This window comes from Alteromonas sp. AWJ4_199 (assembly GCF_056159165.1).
Genome location: NZ_JBSWUR010000001.1, coordinates 393,677 through 413,482 on the forward strand (window position 1 = coordinate 393,677; position 19,806 = coordinate 413,482).

The 19,806-nt window shown below is 43.5% G+C and carries 17 protein-coding genes; 10 read left to right on the top strand and 7 right to left on the bottom strand.

Annotation, left to right across the window (positions count from 1 at the left end; translation table 11 throughout):
• Nucleotides 1-88: 88 nt before the first annotated feature.
• The 4 genes from ACXAER_RS01795 to fldA all read left to right on the top strand — a co-directional run bounded on the left by ACXAER_RS01795 (nt 89) and on the right by fldA (nt 2,264).
• A complete protein-coding gene (locus tag ACXAER_RS01795) occupies nt 89-487 on the top strand; it encodes an H-NS histone family protein (protein ID WP_474806390.1) in 399 nt (132 codons plus the stop codon).
• A gap of 103 nt (nt 488-590) precedes the next feature.
• A complete protein-coding gene (locus ACXAER_RS01800; protein WP_474826035.1) occupies nt 591-1,370 on the top strand; it encodes an alpha/beta fold hydrolase in 780 nt (259 codons plus the stop codon).
• Between the two features lie 124 nt (nt 1,371-1,494).
• A complete protein-coding gene (locus ACXAER_RS01805) occupies nt 1,495-1,713 on the top strand; it encodes a DUF2788 domain-containing protein (RefSeq protein WP_012519093.1) in 219 nt (72 codons plus the stop codon).
• A gap of 26 nt (nt 1,714-1,739) precedes the next feature.
• Entirely contained in the window at nt 1,740-2,264 is a 525-nt protein-coding gene (fldA, locus tag ACXAER_RS01810) for a flavodoxin FldA (RefSeq protein ID WP_014949739.1), read from the top strand.
• Nucleotides 2,265-2,380: 116 nt separating this feature from the next.
• Here the strand turns inward: fldA and ACXAER_RS01815 are convergent, their stop codons facing one another.
• Entirely contained in the window at nt 2,381-4,387 is a 2,007-nt protein-coding gene (locus tag ACXAER_RS01815) for a methyl-accepting chemotaxis protein (protein WP_474826038.1), read from the bottom strand.
• Between the two features lie 312 nt (nt 4,388-4,699).
• On the opposite strand from ACXAER_RS01815, the gene fur reads away from it, so the two are divergent.
• Entirely contained in the window at nt 4,700-5,128 is a 429-nt protein-coding gene (gene fur / locus ACXAER_RS01820) for a ferric iron uptake transcriptional regulator (protein ID WP_474826040.1), read from the top strand.
• Nucleotides 5,129-5,183: 55 nt separating this feature from the next.
• On the opposite strand, the gene ACXAER_RS01825 is transcribed toward fur, so the two are convergent.
• The 4 genes from ACXAER_RS01825 to ACXAER_RS01840 form a co-directional block, all read right to left on the bottom strand.
• The gene (locus tag ACXAER_RS01825; RefSeq protein WP_474826042.1) at nt 5,184-6,050 is read right to left on the bottom strand and encodes a D-amino acid aminotransferase; all 867 of its coding nucleotides are present in this window, start codon (nt 6,048-6,050) and stop codon (nt 5,184-5,186) included.
• Nucleotides 6,047-6,994, bottom strand: coding sequence for a 5-oxoprolinase subunit C family protein (locus ACXAER_RS01830; protein WP_474826044.1), 948 nt, complete (start codon nt 6,992-6,994; stop codon nt 6,047-6,049). Before ACXAER_RS01830 ends, ACXAER_RS01825 begins: the two co-directional genes overlap by 4 nt.
• Nucleotides 6,991-7,731, bottom strand: a complete 741-nt coding sequence (locus tag ACXAER_RS01835; RefSeq protein WP_474826046.1) for a 5-oxoprolinase subunit B family protein — start codon at nt 7,729-7,731, stop codon at nt 6,991-6,993. Before ACXAER_RS01835 ends, ACXAER_RS01830 begins: the two co-directional genes overlap by 4 nt.
• A gap of 127 nt (nt 7,732-7,858) precedes the next feature.
• Nucleotides 7,859-8,596 carry a 5-oxoprolinase subunit PxpA gene (locus ACXAER_RS01840; RefSeq protein ID WP_474826048.1) on the bottom strand — a complete coding sequence of 246 codons (738 nt, stop codon included), beginning with the start codon at nt 8,594-8,596 and terminating at the stop codon, nt 7,859-7,861.
• Nucleotides 8,597-8,661: 65 nt separating this feature from the next.
• On the opposite strand from ACXAER_RS01840, the gene ACXAER_RS01845 reads away from it, so the two are divergent.
• The 5 genes from ACXAER_RS01845 (at nt 8,662) to ACXAER_RS01865 (ending at nt 17,957) form a co-directional block, all read left to right on the top strand.
• Nucleotides 8,662-9,546 (top strand): CvfB family protein, encoded by an 885-nt coding sequence (locus ACXAER_RS01845; protein ID WP_474826050.1) that lies wholly within the window; start codon nt 8,662-8,664, stop codon nt 9,544-9,546.
• An 86-nt stretch (nt 9,547-9,632) separates the two neighbouring features.
• Entirely contained in the window at nt 9,633-10,025 is a 393-nt protein-coding gene (locus ACXAER_RS01850; RefSeq protein WP_105930089.1) for an OsmC family protein, read from the top strand.
• A 213-nt stretch (nt 10,026-10,238) separates the two neighbouring features.
• On the top strand, nt 10,239-11,372 hold the full coding sequence (locus tag ACXAER_RS01855) for an efflux RND transporter periplasmic adaptor subunit (RefSeq protein WP_474826053.1): 1,134 nt from the start codon (nt 10,239-10,241) through the stop codon (nt 11,370-11,372).
• A 25-nt stretch (nt 11,373-11,397) separates the two neighbouring features.
• Nucleotides 11,398-14,781 carry an efflux RND transporter permease subunit gene (locus ACXAER_RS01860; protein WP_474826055.1) on the top strand — a complete coding sequence of 1,128 codons (3,384 nt, stop codon included), beginning with the start codon at nt 11,398-11,400 and terminating at the stop codon, nt 14,779-14,781.
• Nucleotides 14,778-17,957 carry an efflux RND transporter permease subunit gene (locus tag ACXAER_RS01865; protein WP_474826057.1) on the top strand — a complete coding sequence of 1,060 codons (3,180 nt, stop codon included), beginning with the start codon at nt 14,778-14,780 and terminating at the stop codon, nt 17,955-17,957. Before ACXAER_RS01860 ends, ACXAER_RS01865 begins: the two co-directional genes overlap by 4 nt.
• 126 nt (nt 17,958-18,083) lie before the next feature.
• On the opposite strand, the gene ACXAER_RS01870 is transcribed toward ACXAER_RS01865, so the two are convergent.
• Complete coding sequence (locus tag ACXAER_RS01870; protein ID WP_014979515.1) at nt 18,084-18,413, bottom strand: DUF3718 domain-containing protein; 330 nt, start codon at nt 18,411-18,413, stop codon at nt 18,084-18,086.
• 417 nt (nt 18,414-18,830) lie between these two features.
• Entirely contained in the window at nt 18,831-19,625 is a 795-nt protein-coding gene (locus ACXAER_RS01875; RefSeq protein ID WP_474826059.1) for a DUF2189 domain-containing protein, read from the bottom strand.
• Nucleotides 19,626-19,806 lie beyond the last annotated feature (181 nt).

The following is a 19,806-nucleotide window of genomic DNA, read 5'->3' on the forward strand; positions in this document are numbered from 1 at the left end:
TTTAAAAGCGAGCTTAGCTCGCTTTTTTTTTGTGCTACTTTTAATTATTATCTTATAGGAATTTAGTACAACGTATTAAGGTTAATTAATGAGCGAATTTTTAGATATTTTAACCCATGGAAGACGTTTACAAGGTGCTGTTAAGGAATTAAGCATAGAAGAACTTGAACAAGTTCAGGAAAAACTTAACGGTATAATAGAAAAAAGAAAAGAAAAATTATTAGAACAAGAACAACTAAAAAAAGAAAAATTAGAAAAACTGGCTGCTATTAAACAGCAAATGGAAGAAGCAGGTCTAAACGTAGAAGATTTACAAGCTTTGGATACCGGCACAAATAAAAACGTAGGTAAGAAGCGCCCCGTTAAATACAAACTTGTCGATAGCGATGGCGAAGAGCACTTGTGGACGGGTATTGGTCGTATGCCTCGCGTTTACAAAGATGCACTTGATAGCGGCAAATCTCTCAACGATTACGCTATTAATTAATATCACTATTTAACCTGCTAATAAGGTCTGTTTTTACAGGCCTTATTTTGTTTTTAAGACTCAAGCTATGTCTATCAGACAATTATTCATGGGTACATAAGTTGTGAAGTTAAATTATAAACTTTCAAAGCGAGATGCATCATCACCATGGTTAATTTTAATCCATGGGCTTTTCGGCAACGCAGATAATTTAGCCGTTGTTAAACGACATTTTGAATCAGCTTTTAATATTATAAGTGTAGACCTTCCGGATCACGGTGAGTCTCCGTGGACTGATAGTTTTTCTATGTCAGCTGCCGCAGATGCAATTTACGACATTATGCAATCTTTAAATATTGAAAAAAGCGCTGTACTGGGTCATTCCCTTGGCGGAAAGGTTGCAATGAAGCTGGCCTTAAATCACAGCGAAAATATCACACATTTAATCGTAGCTGATATTGCCCCAGTGAGTTATGAACACAGCCACCAAGCGGTATTTGATGGGTTGAATTCTGTTTCTTTGGATACCATTGAAAGTAGAAAGAATGCTGAAAAACAAATGGCTTCTCACGTAAAAGAAATGGGCGTCAGACAGTTTCTATTAAAAAGCCTGTATCAAGACGAAAACGGAGCATGGAAGTGGCGCTTCAACGTGAGCGGACTAATCAAAAGTTACTCGCACATTATTGATTGGGAACAAACAAATCAAACGTTCGATGGCGTAACCTTATTTATTAAGGGCAGCGAGTCCGACTACATTACACCGGCCTATCGCGATGCGATAGCTCGCTACTTTCCAAATGCGAAAGCGCATATTATTGAAGGTACGGGGCACTGGTTACACGCTGAAAAGCCAGCTGCGTTTAACGGAATTGTAGAGAGAACGCTCAACAAATCGTCATAAAGTGGAATATTTCTCATTCAACAGGATGAGAATGACTATTATTACATATTTTTGAACGTTTTAGGCTCTTACAGGCGTACATACTGTGGTATAGTTGCGCCAGAAATTTTTAAGTAACAACACTATGCTTGCAGAAAATTACGAACTCATTGAGTCCATTATGCTGTATGGCGGCTTGTCTATTCTTTTTGGATTGATGGGTTTTGCTGTACACGATGTATTACGTAAGAACGATGTTCCTCTTATTGGAAGAGTGGTAACGTACGGTGTGCTAGGTTTAGGCGCATTGGGATTTCTTGCGAAAGGCATTATTGAATGGTTTTGGCTAAGCACAGGCGTTTAATTAGTAACGATTAATAGAGGTTAGATATGGCAAGCGTTGGCCTATTTTTCGGAAGTGACACGGGTAATACCGAACATGTTGCGAAAATGATCCAGAAGGAATTGGGTAAACAGCTAATTGATGTAAAAGATATTGCCAAGAGCAGTAAAGAAGACATCGCTGAGTTTGATTTGCTTATCTTCGGTATCCCTACGTGGTACTACGGTGAAGCACAATGTGACTGGGATGACTTCTTTCCTGAATTAGAGCAGATAGACTTTAACGACAAGCTAGTTGCTATTTTTGGTTGTGGTGACCAAGAAGACTATGCGGAATACTTCCTAGACGCAATGGGCATGGTACGCGACATTGTAGAAGCCAAAGGCGCTATTTTAGTAGGTCAATGGTCTACGGAAGGCTATGACTTTGAAGCATCTAAAGGCATGGCAGACGACAACCACTTTGTAGGTCTTGGTATTGACGAAGACCGTCAACCAGAGCTAACAGACTCTCGCGTTAAAGCCTGGTGTAAGCAAATTCATGACGAGCTTTGCTTGGCGGAGCTTGCATAAACACTGCCTTGTTGGGCACGAACAAGCCGCTATCAATTGAAAAAACCGCTCTAATGGAGCGGTTTTTTGTTATATCTAAGCATTCTTTGAATTATTAGCTTAGCCGATTGAACTAACTAAAGCTGAAACCGCTCTACCGCTTTTCTTAAGCTCTCTGTTTGCGCATCTAGCATCATTGTCGATTCGTTTGACTGTCTAGTGCTCTGTGCACTTGAATCTGCCAGCGCTACAATGCGATTCAAACTTGTTGCTACGTCACCAAGTAATACATCCTGCTGCTCTGTATCTTCAACAATATGTACGTTAATGTCGCTCAGCCGCTCAATGATTGCTCTGATGCTTTCAACTTGCTGAGAAACTTGCTGGGTTATCTCTACCCCTTCTTGTGCTTGCTCACGTCCCGCATTAATGGCTTTCACAGCTTGCGCTGCGTCTTTTTGCAAGTTGCCAATCATTTGCTCTATTTCTTCCGTAGAATCGTGCGTACGATTTGCTAATGTTCGCACTTCATCTGCAACAACTGCGAAGCCCCTGCCCTGCTCGCCTGCGCGAGCAGCCTCAATAGCGGCGTTTAGCGCTAACAAATTAGTTTGCTCTGCTATAGTTTTGATAACGTCCAAAATACTGCCAATACTTCTAGAGTTATCATCTAAGCGAGCAATAACCTGGGCTGAAGACTCTGCCTGCCTCGCTTGGTTGCTAACTTGCTCACTACTTTTTTGTACCAGTTGGCCAATGCCAGTACTTTGTCTGGTTATAGTGTGCAATGCATCCATTGCTTGATTAATTTGCTCAAGGTTACTTCGACTTTTGTCTTGAACATTCTTAGTGTTGGTGGAGGTAACAGTGACTTGCTCTCGCTGTTTGTCCACTTCAGACAAGCTCTTATTACCAAGCTCAACACTTGCTTTTGTTATTTCAATTAAACGTTTTTCCTGCTCTAAGATATTACCCACCAGTTCTCTAAGGCTGTCCGTTAAGCTGTTAACTTTTGCTGAAAGAGCAGAAAACTCATCGTTGCCCTCTTCGAGTAATTTAGTACTCAAATCCCCTTGGCTTAACTGGCTTAACCCTTTGTTTATATGCGCGAGCGGCTTTGAAATACTGCGCGTTACAATCACCGCTAGAAAGATAGCAGCGATAAGCCCTATCGCAGCAACTATAATATTGCGAACCAAGTTTTCTTGCACCGACTCAAGTATCGCATTCTGGCCTTCAAGGGACTGATTTTGAACGGTATCAAATAACTTATTTATATCGGCAATGGCGGTGTCTAATGCCTGATTTGCCCGTTTTTGTGCTTGCGCTGCATTTTCAACTTCAGCGAGTTTCTGTCGCTGTAACGCGATCAGACCATTTGAACCATTTACCGATTCCAGCAATAAGTCGTATTGCTCGTTAAACGCCTCGATAGTACCGCCGTCATCTACCCCTGTAGCCAAACGGTTCACATAATCCTTATCTACCTGCAGATTACTTAACTGATATTCGAGATCTTCAATAATACTGGCGCTTTGCGTGGCGTCGCTAGATTCGGCCAACTCGATAAATGAGTCGTTCATTGTCAGTAGCTTATTATCAATGGCTGTACCTGCGCCAATTAGCGTATCAAGACTCGGATCACTGCTATCGAGATAAGAAAGATCTAGCATCAACGCGCTAGCTTCGTCTGCCGTCATAAGTACTTTTTCAAGTTGCGTGGCAAGCGCGTTCTCTATATCCATTCTCTTGTTAATTGCAATGTACATTTCATTACTATCGCTCACATAGCTCGAGCTTACCTCAACAGCATTCTTAGCTATTGCGTTGTTAGGCATGAGAGACTTTAGTCGCGACAAATCGTTAGAAAAAGTAGATGACAATGTATCGAATGTTTGCTTGTTATTTTCTAAATCGTTTCGACTTCCTACGTGGTAGCCATTTGCGGTAATTACCGATAAAGACAAAATTTCAGTTTTAACTTTTACCATACTGGTCTGTACTGGCATTTTTTGCTCTACAACATCTTGTGCAGAGTCCTTAATACCGCTTAAACCAAAATAAGAGAGGATACTTGTGAGTAATAGTAAGCAGCCAAATAAGCCGAAGCCTAAAGTGATTTTATTTATTATTGTCAACCGCATGGGTACTTCCACTAAAATACATGCTAAAAACTACGAAAAGAATTAAACTCTTTAAGTTTAGTTTAACAGGATGTTAATTCAATACATCAAAAGTTTTATTTATTTTACTTATTTGTTCGATAAATCGAGTACTTACATTCTGGTCAGGCCACATGGTGCAAGGCCCCCACTTAAGTACAGTATTTTTTGCAAGTAGCGTCTTGGGCAAATTTTCAACGAGAAGACAAAGATTCCACGGTTTTGCTTTTAAATTGTTTCAACTTACCTATAATAACCACCAAACACTTATTCACTCGTTCTTAGTAGGCTGTAATGGATCAAAATAAAGAATTGAAAAAAGCAGGGCTTAAAGTCACTCTGCCTCGCCTTAAAATTTTACAAATTCTGCAAGAGCCAGAAAACCAACATATCAGCGCTGAAGACGTATATAAGATCCTAATTGAACAAGGTGAAGAAATTGGCCTTGCTACAGTTTACCGAGTGTTAAACCAATTCGATGATGCAGGTATTTTGAACCGCCACCACTTTGAAGGTGGGAAGTCGGTATTTGAAATTAGCCATAAAGATCACCACGACCACCTTGTGTGCCTTAAGTGTGGCAAAGTGATCGAGTTTGAAGATGAGATTATCGAAGAACGTCAAGAGATGATTGCTAAGCAGCATAAAATGAAGCTTACTCATCACAGTCTTTACCTGTACGGCGAATGCACCGACGGTAACTGCGATAACGTACCAGACTAAATTATTTGTATTTGTTCAAGAAGAGGCCCGCTTTTATGCGGGCCTCTTTTGTTTTTTACGCTTTAAATTTGTAGGAGTGGTAGGCAGCAATAGCTTTCTCCCACACATCCCCCACTTCACCATTTCCAATGACGTGCCCGTCTACCTCTACCACAGGTGCTACTTCTTTACTCGATGAGGTAAGCCATACTTCATCAGCATTCAAAAGATCTTCTTTACTAAACCACGTTTCGGTGACGACTAACCCAGCTTGCTGAAACGCTTCAATGGCTATAGCGCGAGTAATGCCAGGAAGAAGTTCGTGATTGAGCGGCGGCGTCGATATAGCACCGTCTTTAACCATAAACACATTACATGAGCTTGCTTCGGTTATCATACCGTCGCCGTTGTACAATATAGTTTCGTTAACACCCGCGTCTACACCCGCCTGATAATGCATAACGTTACCTAACAGCGACGTTGATTTAATGTGGCATCGCTGCCATCTTTTATCTTGCTGGAGTGCCACTTTAAAGGGCTTAACATCAGTCTTAGACGTAGGTTGAGGTGGCGCGATTTCAAACGCAAAGCCAAACACCGTTGGTGCTATATGTTTAGGATAAGCATGGAACCGCTTAGTATCGGTACCTCGGCTTACGTGAAAATAAACGCCAATGTTTCCGCTTTCAATGAATGTTTGATTCTTTGAAACCAGATTTGACAGAATATCGTGCCATTGTTTTGCGGTATACGGATTGGTGATTTCGATTGCTTCTAAACCTTGATCCATGCGCATGGTGTGTCCCTTGAACCCGACAGGATTACCAGCGTAAGTTGGTATGACTTCATAAATACCGTCACCAAATAGAAAGCCTCTATCCATTGGAGAAATTTTCGCCTCAGAAAGAGGCATATATTCACCGTTTAAAAACGCAATTGTCACAATATTTCTCCTTGCAAACGGCGGCGTCTACTTGTCATAAGCAGCCAGTCGGCCCTTGCCTCTTCTTCGTTTTGAAAAACAAAATTTACTTTTTCACCGGGCACGGCTTGTGCCAAGCGACTTATATCACAGGGGCTCACACAGCCTAATTTCGGATAGCCCCCCAACGTTTGCCTGTCGCGCATCATCACAATAGGCTGGCCGTCGCCGGGAACTTGAATGGCGCCTAGATGGATGGCTTCTGAGCGCATATTCTCTATATCGGAAGCCACTGACTCACCTGTCAGTCTGAAGCCCATACGGTCGATTGATGATGAAACCGTATAAGTGGTGGTTTCAAATGTACGTACGGCAACAGTACTAAAGCTTGTAAACTGATAACCTGGAATAACCCGGATTGATTCTACAAAGCTATAGTCATCTATGTGCTTCTGCGCTAGCGTTCGCATTTTAGCGTTGTGTTTCACTCTTGTGTTAGCAAAAACCTCGATGCAATCGCCATCTTTTAACACGCATCCCTTACCGTCCAATCCACCAAGCTGTTCGCGAACCACCGTACAGGCACTGCCCACTGCTTTTGGCACTTGCCAGTTACCACATATTGCCAAGTATGCTTTGCTACCTAAAAGCGCACTTTTGAAGGTTATCGATGCGCCTGCTGATACTTTTTGGCTCTGATATACCGCTTTAGCGATCCCATCTATTTCAAGCGAGGGTTCTCTTCCAGTAACCGCAATAACACAATCTTCATCAACGCGTATCTGCATCTCGCCAATCGCTTCAATACACGGTGTGCCATCTAGATTGAAGGCAAGAAAATTGGCCCAATCATAGGCGTTACTATCCATGGGGCCTGACTCGCAAAAACCATCCCTCTGTTTTCCTACTCTGCCCTTGTCGATAATGAGGCTAAACAGTCCCTTGCTGAGTACGCTAATTCTCATAGTTCAACCTGCAACCCTGCTCTGTATTCTTGCTCAGTAATCGAAACAAACTTAACCACGTCTCCCGCTCTCAATCGTGACTCACTGTGCTGATCTTTGTGCAGAAGCATATCAAACGCAGTGAGCCCTAAAAGGTTCCATCCACCGGGTGACTCGTTTGGGTAGACGGCAGTTTGTCTGTCCGCTATCGCAACTGCTCCTTTGGGAACCCGCTTGCGCGGTGTGCCTAAACGGGCACATTTCAACGCTTCTGGAATATCGCCCATGTAGGCAAACCCGGGGGAAAAGCCCACTGCGTATACTTTATAAGTTGTACTTGTGTGCAGCGCGATTATCTCTTCAATAGACAGTGACGTTTTCTTGCTTACGATGCTTAAATCGCTGGCATTTGGCGCGCCATACCACACAGGGATTTCAATCACTGCGCTACTATTGTTTCTATTAAATTGTATAGATTCCGATTGCTGATTTATGTCTTCAGCCTCTAAATTGCGTAAGGCACGGTATACACCGTGGCTGTCAATTAACGCCATATCAAAAACGATTAACAAACTGTCGTAAGAAGGCACGCATTCGCGTAACCAACACCATGAATTTCTACTCTTGTTACTATCAATAGCTGCCAGCATGTTGTGGCAGGCATTATTCGCGTCATCCAAATTTGCGCCGTCAAAATACAAGATAATGGCGTCTGCACTTGCTGTAACTATTCGTTTAATACGACCGAAAGCTTGCATCTACTGTCCTTGTTGTCTTACTGGCCATAACGAGTTGTGATGTGCATTATGTATTCGACGCTCGGCACAACAAAGGTTAATAGCCTTGTGTATTGTTCTTTTAAGTTGTGTTTTTTATATGGCAGGTTTATAGAAATGTTCTGATTTTACTCGCAATACTTACCGCCCCTTTAGTATCGCCATGTACACATAAAGAGTCAGCTTCTACTGCAAGTGTATTTCCCGATGACGTAGTTACCGTTCCCGATGAAATAAGCTGTTTAGCTTGGAGCAAAGCGTCGCTTTCGTTCAACACGGCACCTTCTACAGTTCGAGATTGCAGTAAGCCTTCATCGGTATACCGTCTGTCAGAAAACGCTTCAAAATACAAAGGCAGCCCCCAATTTTGCGCTACTTCTTTAAGCGCCCCATTTTGCGACGTAGCCTGCACCATTAACGCTAGGGGAGCGTGTGAAGACTGTTCGTTTATTTCACTTATGCTTTGCATTACTGTTCGCATGATAGCAGTATCTTTCATCATGTCGTTGTACAACGCACCATGAGGCTTCACATAGCTGACTTTAGCACCACAAATCTTCGCCATACCGCTTAAGGCACTGACCTGATATTGAATCATAGCCTTAAGTTCGTCAGCGGCAATCGCCATACTTCTGCGGCCAAAGCCTTGTAGATCGGGATAAGCCGGATGGGCACCAATGGCTACATCATGCTTTTTGGCTAACAAAATAGCCTGCTTCATGACTAATGGATCGCCAGCGTGAAAACCGCACGCAATGTTCGCCTGATCGATTTCCGCCATTATGGCCGATTCCACTGGCATTGACCACGCGCCAAAACTTTCACCTAAATCGCAATTTAACTTCATAATGGTTTAGCTCTTACCTTCATTCCAGTATCATGTTACCTGTTCTTTTTAAAAAGTCAGTGCTGATGATAAATATTGGAAAAATTAATACATTACGCGTGGTAGCCCAATACCCTTTTGGCTACGCTTTAGCGCCACTTGTCGAAAACGATGACGAGAACGACAGCGTAATAGAAATAGATGATGCTGATGAGCAGCAAACCGTTACACTTGCGATTGACGAAGTAGAGACGCCGTTAACCGAAGGGCAACAGGTTGAAGTATTTGTGGCTACGGATCAGCGCGGTGACCTTTATGCCACCATGAAGAAACCACTTATTCAAGTGGGCGAAACCAAGGTACTTAAAGCGGTGTCTGCCACTAATTTTGGGGCATTCTTCGATTGGGGCTTAGAGAACGATCTATTAATGCCTAACGACTACCAAGCCCAACCTGTAAATCCAGGTATGTACTACGTAGTTCACACCTTTTTTGATGATAAAACTCAGCGCATTTTAGGTGCTACCAAGCTTCATTATTTTCTAAAGGAAACTAGCGCCTATCTCAACGAGGGCGACACGGTAAATTGCTTAGTTTATGCCAAAACTGATTTAGGTTTTAAGGTGGTTATCAATGAAAAAAGCTTAGGGCTGATTTTCCACAGCGATGCCTTTAAGCCGCTTAAAGTCGGGCAAGCTACTGAAGGTGTAATTAAAACGATTCGCGAAGATGGCAAAGTGGATGTTGCCCTGCAGCGAATAGATAAAGGTGGCCGTGATGCACTTCAGCAAGCCATTTTGGATGATTTAGAAGCCCACGGCGGCATTTCAACGCTAACAGATAAGAGTGCGCCGGAGGCTATTTATTCTCATTTTAATGTGAGTAAAGCTGCTTATAAAAAAGCGTTGGGCGCATTGTACAAGCAAAAGAAAATCACGCTTAGCCCAGACGCCATTCGTCTGAACAAATAAGAATAACACTTCGCTGCTGTTCCATACGTTAGTGACAACAGTGGCTTGCAGCCTCTTTCGATAGCTTTATGATATTAGGACAAACAATGAAAGCACGAGTTTCTTGGGACAAAGATCTTACTTTTACTGGCACTACAGACAGCGGTTATAAAACTGTGATGGATGGTAGCGGCAACGCAGTGTCTCCAATGGAGTCGGTACTTATAGCCGTTGGTGCCTGCTCAAGTGTTGATGTGGTCGATATTCTGAAAAAAGGCCGTTTTAATATTGAAGCCTGTAATTGTGAATTAGAAGCAGAGCGAGCCGAAGAGCCGCCGCGGGTTTTTACTAAAATTCATGCACATTACACGGTGTCAGGTGAAGGTATTAGCGAAAAGGCCCTTGCTCGCGCTGTGCAGCTTTCTGCAGAAAAATACTGTTCCGTTATGCTTATGCTTACGGGCAACGTTGATATCACCACAAGCTATACTTTGGTTTAATAGACTATAGTGGAAATAACCGGTTATTAGCATTTTTCGCTAAGCATTAGTACAAAAGGCCAACTGCAAATGTTGGCCTTCTTATTGAAACTACTTGCTACACATATAAACTATTGAATTAATTGGGAATTAACATTATTTAACATCTTTGGCATATTAGCTGCTGTATCCGGTCATTACTAGATAACGACACACACGTTAGGGTTATTGACCATGGAAACATCAACGCAAAGCCACATCTCTTTTTCACCATTACATTCCTTACTTTCATTTTCACCAACATCGCTAAAGCTTCTTCTTGGAAGCGGTATTGTTGCTTTTTCGCTTTCGATGACTGCATGTTCTAATGCCGATGCTATCGACGCCAACGCCCAGTCGGAGTCAGCAGAGGAAACGGCATTTGCTATTCCTGTTGAAACTCAAACCATCATTACTGGCGACATTACATCCACCTATGACACTACCGCCATCCTGGAAGCGCGAGAAGAAGCGTTTGTCGTTGCTCGCGCCTCGGGGATCATTGAAGAGATCTTCGTTGAAGAAGGTGACTATGTGCAAAAGGGCCAAGTGCTAGCGCAACTTGATAAGCGTCGCTACGAGCTGAACTTATCTAAAGCACTGGCTGATTTAGCCGGCATAGAAAGCGAACTTGATAAGGTCAATAAAGTTTATTCCAAAAAGCTCATAAGCGACGATACCTACGACAAACTTACCTCGCAATTTGAATCAGCAAAAGCGTCTGTCCGATTGGCTGAGCTTGATTTAAAAGAGGCAACGATTACGGCGCCTATTGACGGGTATATTGCAGAGAGAAACGCCAAAGTCGGTAACTTAACCGAGTCTTTTCAACGTGAAAGAATGTTTCATATTGTTCAACAGCGTAATCTTCAGGGCATTGTTTACTTGCCAGAAAACGAACTTCCTAACGTAGTGGTTGGTCAAGGGGCAGTACTTACTGTTGCCGCGTTAGGCGATAGAACTATCACGGCAAACGTAGAACGTATAAGCCCAGTTATTGATGCAACCACCGGCACGTTCAAAGTAACGTTAAAAGTACCGAACGAAGACAACCACCTTAAAGCCGGCATGTTTACCGATGTATCACTTGAATACGCTACTCATGCTAACGCTACGTTGCTACCTCGAAGAGCGCTGGTCACCATTGATAACAGCCATAGCGTATTCGTTGTCGATAACGGCAAAGTCAAGAAAGTTGATATTTCTACTGGTTTTGAAAATAACGAAGTCGTTGAAGTTATTAATGGTTTAAACGGTAATGAAGAAGTGGTTACTGCAGGCCACCAAAACTTGAAAGACAGCGCCCCTGTTGAAGTAGTTAACAGCTAATTCGGCCTAACAAGGAACTCACACAATGCGTATTGTAGATATTGCTGTAAAGCGCCCTGTTGCCGTTAGTATGTTCACGTTTGCGGTATTGCTATTTGGTATGGTGTCGTTAGGCAGACTGTCGGTTAACCTACTGCCTGACTTATCTTACCCTACTCTCACCATTCGCACCGACTACGACGGTGCAGCGCCTGGCGAAGTCGAACAACTGGTTTCAAAACCCATTGAAGAAGCCATCGGTGTGGTAAAAGGCGTACGTAAAGTTACGTCCACATCGCGCGCAGGCCAGTCTGACGTAGTGCTTTCATTTGCATGGGGTACTGACATGGATTTCGCGAGCTTAGAAGTGCGCGAAAAACTCGATGTTTTACAACTTCCCCTTGATATAGAAAAGCCAAGACTTCTTCGTTTTAACCCAAGTTTAGATCCGGTAATCAAACTGGGGCTTACGGCACAAAGCGACACGTCAAGTTTAAGCGTAGCGCAAATGAAGCGACTACGTTTATATGCCGAACAGCAGGTAAAAAGAGCTCTAGAGTCGGTAGAAGGTGTGGCGGCTGTACGCGTTGGCGGTGGTTTAGAAAACGAAATTCACATTCTTATCGACCAGCAAAAAGCCAGTCAGTTGTCTATTCCTATTACCCGTATTATTGACCGGGTAAGTGCTGAAAATATTAACGCGGCGGGCGGTCGAATTGATAACGCAGCCCAGGCGTTTTTGGTCAGAACCCTGAATCAGTTTGAAACGCTTAGCGATATAGAAAACCTGTTTATTGGCCGTTTTGAAGGCAAAAACATCCAGCTTAAAGATATTGCCACGGTAGAAAGTGCGTATAAAGACCGTGATGTGGTAACGCGCTTTAACGGCAATGAAGGCATTGAAATTGCCATTTATAAAGAAGGCGATGCTAATGCGGTTAACGTTGCGCAAAAAGTGGCTAACCGGTTAAATGAGGTCAACAACAATCTGCCTTCTAACTACACGCTTAGCGAAATTTACGATCAAAGTGTGTTCATCAAGCAAGCCATAGACAACGTGAAGTCAGCGGCAGTGATGGGCGGTATTTTAGCCATGTTAGTGCTGTACCTTTTTCTTAAAGACTTCTGGGCTACCGTTATTATCTCGGTTTCTATTCCGGTATCAGTAATTGCCACCTTTAATCTAATGTATGCCAACGATATAAGCTTAAACATGATGAGCTTAGGTGGTATCGCGCTTGCTGTTGGATTATTGGTAGATAACAGCATTGTTGTGCTTGAAAATATCGATCGTCATAAAAAGTTAAAAATGGCTGGAAGTGATAACGCTACAGCTAATGAAAAAACGACGGCAGAAGCCACAGACACTGAGGCATCTGCCGCTAGCGAAGGAACAAAAGAAGTCTCTGGCGCAATTGTGGCTTCAACACTGACCACTATGGCCGTGTTTGTTCCGCTAATATTTGTAGAAGGTATTGCAGGTCAGCTGTTTAAAGACCAAGCGTTAACCGTGTCGTTCGCTTTAGCAGCATCGCTTGTTGTTGCGCTCACACTTATCCCTGCAATGGCACACAAGAAGAAAAAGCAACAGCTCGATCACGAAGAGGTGTTCACTACACCAGCGCCTACCCCTCCTACGTCAACGTTTGGCAAAGTTATGTATTACCTTACCCTACCAATCCGTTGGGTATTCAGACTTATCTTTGTATTTTTACCTGCAGCTTTGGTCACCTTGGTGATAGGTGCATGGCATATCGTCAGCAAATTACTGAGCGTTGCCTTTAAACCACTTATTTGGGTATTTAATAAAGCGTTTGACCTTCTCGCTTCCGCCTATGAAAAACTGCTACGTATAAGCCTTCGAGCAAAAGCACTGGTACTAGCCATTGCCTTTGTACTTGCTGCGGGCGCGGTGTTGCTGATACCGAGATTGGGCATGGAACTTATCCCAACCCTATCTCAAGGCGAGTTCTCGGTAGAAGTGACCCTCCCTGCGGGATCGCCACTAGCGCGTACCGACGCTATTATCAGCGAACTTGCAGCGGTTGCAGTAAATAACAATGATGGCGGCGAAACCAAAGTGCTTCGCACGTATGCCATGTCTGGTACAGGAAGCCTTATCAGCGCAGCGCCTAACCAAGGTGGTGATCATTGGGGTCGTTTAAACATTGTCATGCAGCCTACGGCGACAGCTGGCGACATGGACGATGTGAAGCGTGCGCTTCGTGATTACCTAGCCTTCAAACCTCAGGTTCAGGCAACGTTTTCAGAGCCAGAGCTATTTAGCTTTGCCTCGCCTATTCAAATTGAAATTGCGGGCTACGACCTTAATCAATTACAGCAGTATGGCGACGCCATTGCGACAAAACTTGCCAGTTACAGTAATTTTGCCGATGTAACTACTAGCATTCGTGACGGAAACCCAGAGCTTAAGATAGCCTTCCATCACGCTAAACTTGCTCGACTTGAGCTTGATGCATCAACCGTTTCTCAGCTTATTGCAGCAAAGGTGGGTGGCCGTGTCGCTACACAGTATAGTGTTGAAGACAGAAAGGTAGATGTGCTGGTAAGAACGCAAGAAAACCAGCGAGATGACATCGCTAGCGTGCGCGCCATTGTTGTTAACCCAGGCTCTACACAACCTATTCCATTAAGTGCCGTTGCAGACGTATACATGAGTGTAGGTCCTAGCGAGATCACCCGCGTTGGACAGCAGCGTGTAGCGCTGGTATCTGCGAATTTAGCTAAGGGTAAGCTTGATGAAGCAGTTGCCGTTGCCAATAAGGTCATTGCTGAAACTCAACTTCCTCTATCTTTGAGTGCAGAAGTAACCGGACAGAGCGAAGACATGCAAAGCAGCTTCCGTTCGCTACAGTTTGCTTTGGCACTTGCGGTGTTCATGGTGTATTTGGTTATGGCGTCTCAGTTTGAGTCGTTACTGCACCCACTGCTTATTTTATTCGCTGTGCCGCTTGCTGGCGCGGGTTCTGTGTATGGATTGTGGCTTACCAATACGCCGCTAAACGTGGTGGTATTTATCGGTTTAATTATGCTGTGCGGTATTGTAGTGAATAACGCTATTGTATTAGTTGATCGTATAAATCAGTTACGCCGTCAAGGAGTAGAGAAAGATACAGCTATTCTAGATGCTGCTAAAACCCGCCTGCGCCCTATTGTGATGACCACCCTTACTACGGTACTGGGTTTATTGCCTATGGCGTTTGGTTTTGGCGAAGGTGCTGAAATTCGCACGCCAATGGCCATTACCGTTATATACGGCCTTCTGTTTGCAAGCTTGCTCACCCTCATTTTACTGCCAGTGCTTTACAGCCTGTTCGACGTTAAGAAGAAAGCGCCTGTGAAAGATAATTCTCGTGAAAACGTAGGCTTTGGTGACAAGGAAGCAATGCCAAAAGGAGGTGTACTATGAGTACACCTCCTCACAACGCTAATAACAGTTCTGAAACCCATACTGAAAAGCGCCAAATAGGTGAACCGAATCAACGCGAGACAGATATAGCTTCACAGCCACACCTTTCGAAAATCGCAGGTATAGGCGCCTCGCTTGCACGCTTTGCGCTAAACAAGCCCGTTACCATCGGAATGCTGTTTTTGTCTATGTTGCTGTTCGGCATTGTATCTGGCCGCTTATTGCCTTTAGAGAAATTCCCAGGGATTGATATTCCAGAAATGGTAGTGCAGATCCCCTACCCTGATGCAACGCCTGTTGAGATTGAAACGATGATAACCCGTCCGGTTGAAGAAGCTGTTGCTACCATGTCGGGGATAAAGCGATTAAGGGCACGTTCTTACGACAATATGGCCGAGGTCATTGTGGAGTTCGACTGGGATGAAAACCTTAAAGCCAAAAGTATTGAAGCACGGGAGAAGATTGACGCTATTCGCCATGAACTCCCTGACGATATAGAGCGGATCATGGTGTACAAGTTTAACACCAACGATATGCCTATATTTCAGCTGCGTGTATCGAGCGACCGCGACTTATCGAATGCTTACGACTTGCTTGAGCGTAACCTTAAGCGACCGCTAGAGCGTGTTCCGGGTGTGTCGAAAGTTGAGCTATACGGCACCATGAAGCGTCAAATTACTATTCGCTTAGATCCTAAGAAAATGGCGGCCTACCAAATAGACGGTACACGCTTAGAACAGCAGCTTCAAAGCGCAAACTTCTCGCTAACCGCGGGCTACATGTACAACAACGGTGAAAAAATTCTGGTTAACCCAACTGGCGAATTCACCGATGTAAATGACTTTAAAGACATGTGGGTTACTCGCAACGTGCGCTTGTCTGACATCGCGAGCGTCACTTACGAGCTTCCTCAGCGCAACGAAGGGCGTCACTTAGATCGCACCTTTGCGGTAGGCTTCAATGTATTTCGCGAGTCTGGCAGCAACCTCGTTGAAGTTTCTGATGCGGTGATGAAAGTTATCGAAAAAGCCAAGGAAGACCCTGAGTTTACAGGAATTAGTTTATTTGTAATGGACGACACCGCGAAAAGCGTAACTTCGTCGCTGAGCGATTTGCTAAACGCTGGCCTTTTAGGTGCGTTACTTTCAGTTATTGTGCTGTACTTATTCTTGCGCCAGCTTACCACCACCTTAATCGTGGTGCTTTCTGTACCATTCTCGATTTGTATTACCTTAGGTGTGATGTACCTTTTGGGTTATACACTCAACATCTTATCGTTAATGGGCCTCATGCTAGCGGTAGGCATGCTGGTAGACAACGCTGTTGTGATCACTGAAAGCGTATTTCAAGAACGCCAACAAGAGAGAGACATTAAGCGAGCCACCCAGATTGGTGTAAACAAAGTCAGTCTTGCGGTCATTGCTGGAACTGCAACCACCGCGATAGTGTTTTTGCCTAATATTATTGGGGTAAAAATAGACGTGACTATTTTCTTAGAGCACGTAGCCGTAGCTATCTGCATATCTCTGTTTGCGTCGCTTTTTATTGCTAAAACACTTATTCCATTACTAACAACAAAAGTAAAAATTCCAGTAGTAAAAACACCTAAAACGCCTTCCTACATAAAAGGCTATGGCCGAGCACTTAATTGGATGTTGAAACACCAAGGAACAACTTGCGTCTTTGCGTTACTCATTCTGGCGTCGACTTTCGTGCCCATGCAGGCAGTGACATCAGACGATGAAGGTAATAACAACCAAGAGCGTATTTGGCTTAATTATCACGTAACCCAAAACTTTACCCTAGAAGAGGTAGAAAAAACCGTAGATAAAATGGAAGCTTATCTTTATGAAAACCAAGAACGTTTTCACATCAAACAGGTTTACACCTATTTTACTGCCGGTCATGCAGTAAGTGGTATCACGCTTAATGACGAATTACCGGTCAGTGTAGGTAAAATTAAGGAGGATATTCGCGAAAACATGCCTTTATTCGTGCGTGCTCGCCCCTCTTTCCAATGGGATAGCGGCAACGGTGGTGGCGTAAGAGTAACGCTGTTGGGCGAGTCTTCAGAAACCTTGCTCACTATTTCAGAGCAGATCATTCCTATTCTTTCCACCATAGATGGGTTGGAAGACGTAAAAGCCGACACGGGATCTACCCGCGATGAGGTTCAAATACGCATAGACAGAGAGAAAGCAAACCGCTTCGGTATTCAAGTGAATGATGTAGCAAAGCTCATCTCTACGGCTTTAAGAGGCAGTAATTTACGTACATTCCGTTATGGTGACGCCGGAGAAGTGGCGGTGCAGCTTAAGTTTGGCAGCGATATTCAAGCCTCGCTAAGCGAACTTAAGAACATTAATATTGGATTTACCCAGGGCCAATCGGTAACGCTGAACATGATTGCAGATTTCTCTGTGGTGCCACAGCTTTCGCAAATTAACCGCAACTATCGTCAAACAGCGCTTGCTATTGGTGCAAACCTAGAGGGTGAAACCACCACCGAACAAGCTCGTGAACGCATAGAGAAAGCACTGACGAATATTGAATTGCCGACCGGTTATAAGTGGACGCTAGACGGCAGCTTCTCTCGACAGGATGAAGCGAATGCCGTAATGCAAATGAACATGCTGTTAGCCCTTTGCATGATATACGTCGTGATGGCAGCACTGTTTGAGTCGCTTATCCTTCCAACCTCTGTAATTACGTCACTCCTGTTTTCCTTCACAGGTGTGTTTTGGGCCTTTATGGTTACTGGTACATCTATGTCTATCATGGGGATGATTGGCATGCTGATACTCATGGGTATAGTGGTTAACAACGGTATTGTATTGGTAGACAGAATTAATCAGCTCATCAACGAAGGCTTATCGCTGTATGACGCAGTAATTGAAGGGTCTATGACACGTATCAGGCCTATTCTGATGACAGTAGCCACTACAGTTCTAGGGCTTATTCCACTTGCGATGGGGAGTACTCGAATTGGCGGCGACGGCCCTCCCTACTCGCCAATGGCCATTGCAATCATTGGTGGGCTGCTGTTCTCAACACTAACCAGCTTGTTCTTAGTACCACTTGCTTACGTGTTGCTACTAAAGCTTAGGTTTAAAACGCAACGTTTGTTTAAAACCAGTAAAGCGCGTGTAGCCACGTATATTAAAATCGCTAATTAAGGCACATTTTAGAGCAAAAAGTAAGACAAAAAGCGGGTCTAGTTTTCACCATTTACGTCAACGTGATTGACGATGAGTGCAAGCTAGCCCGCTTTTTCTGAGTTTATCGTTACAACAACCAAAGCCTTAGCTACGCGACGTTAAGTATTCATGTACTGCATCTGCGTGACGCTCTTCAGAAAACTTAATAAGGCTACTTCCATTACATGTTAAGCCTTCTTCAGACGTTACCATGCGCAATACTTCACGCTGACTAGCACCAATACGACCCACGTTACGTGAAAGGCTTGAACGAAGAACTCTTACATCATCGTTGATTATCGCTTTACAAAACCCTGCAAACTGGGTTTCACCTACGAAGCGTATGTCTTTAGACTCTGCGGCTGCATTTGCGTTGATACTAAAAGCGACAGTAGCAGTAGCTGCAAAAACTTTAAGTAAGTTAGATAATTTCATTTTAAAATCCTCAATGTGTGGTTAAAGGTGCTATGCAAGTTTGTGGCAAACTCTTAAGTTGAGTTGAACAAAGTTGAATGAAACAACAATTCGTTCAACGCCCTTTATTTATGCATCAAGAATAAAAATTTTTCTGTTGAATGATTGTGTAACCAGGGTAAATGCTTGGTAAATCAAGTTGTTACGCTGTTGTTACGGCACTAACCCCTTGAATTACTTAGAATAATATAAATTGTATATTACTAATATATCTAGCCAGTATATTTATAGGAAGAAAGAAATATAAGACTTAAGTATAAAAAGGCCCCTTTTGGGGCCTTAAAACTGTAATTTTAACAAAATATATAATGATATAGCGCATCTAATGTACAGAAAACCTCACTATTTCCGTAATTAAATTACAGAAAGCGTGGGCGATTACTCATATTTGCGTTCGCGCTTAGTTTCAATGGCATCAATATAAGCATGCCATGACGCGTAGCCGATAATAGGCATTAACACGATAAAACCAATAAACCCGGTCACGTAGCCAATTGCTACTGTGGTGAAAATTATAGCCCCCCAAATAAGCATGGGAACCTTGTTAAGCCAAACTGCATTTACACTGGTCAAAACTGCAGTGGCAAGATCAACTTTGCGTTCCATAAGAATGGGCTGAGTAAAAGCGGTTATAAAAAGCATTGCAAGGGTAAAGCCTGCACCCACCATCGTTCCCAACATTAAGAAAGGCAATAGGCTTTCCAAATCGTTCTCTATATAAGGTGGATAAAGCGCGTGGATAAGCGACGCAACGCGTAACCAAAAGATCATCATGACCATTAGCAGTATCGCAAAGCCCCATTCGTTAAATGCGTTTCTGCGCATAGCGCGTAAAGAATGACGAAGTGTTGGTTTGTGACCTTTTTCCATTTCCCAACTAATGTCATAAAGACCTGCTGCTAAAAAAGGACCAACTAACATAAAGCAAACAATGGCAGGTAAAATAACCAAGTGCCAACCGGTCATTTCAACAAGGTACATAATGAACCAGGGAATAACCGCAAACAACACACCGTAAAATAGGGTGAGTCCTGGGGCGCGCATAGCGTCTCTTAACGCCAGTGACATCCATTTTATGGGATCACCGACGTCTAATTCTTTACAGGGAATAACGCGTGCTATACCACTTTGCGTGATTGCATTCTCTGGTGTTTCTTTGAAATGGTGGGACATATTCTTATCACCTCTGCTTGTTAGCCTGTTTGTTACTAACGCGTTTTTTATACACGCCTTACTACTACGATAGGCGCTGAATGAAAAGTTCACAAGCTATTAACATAAATTTTATACTTAAGTGACAAGCGGATCATTCATCTCGTTATATGGTCAATAAATAGCCACTTGGTGAAAAAAG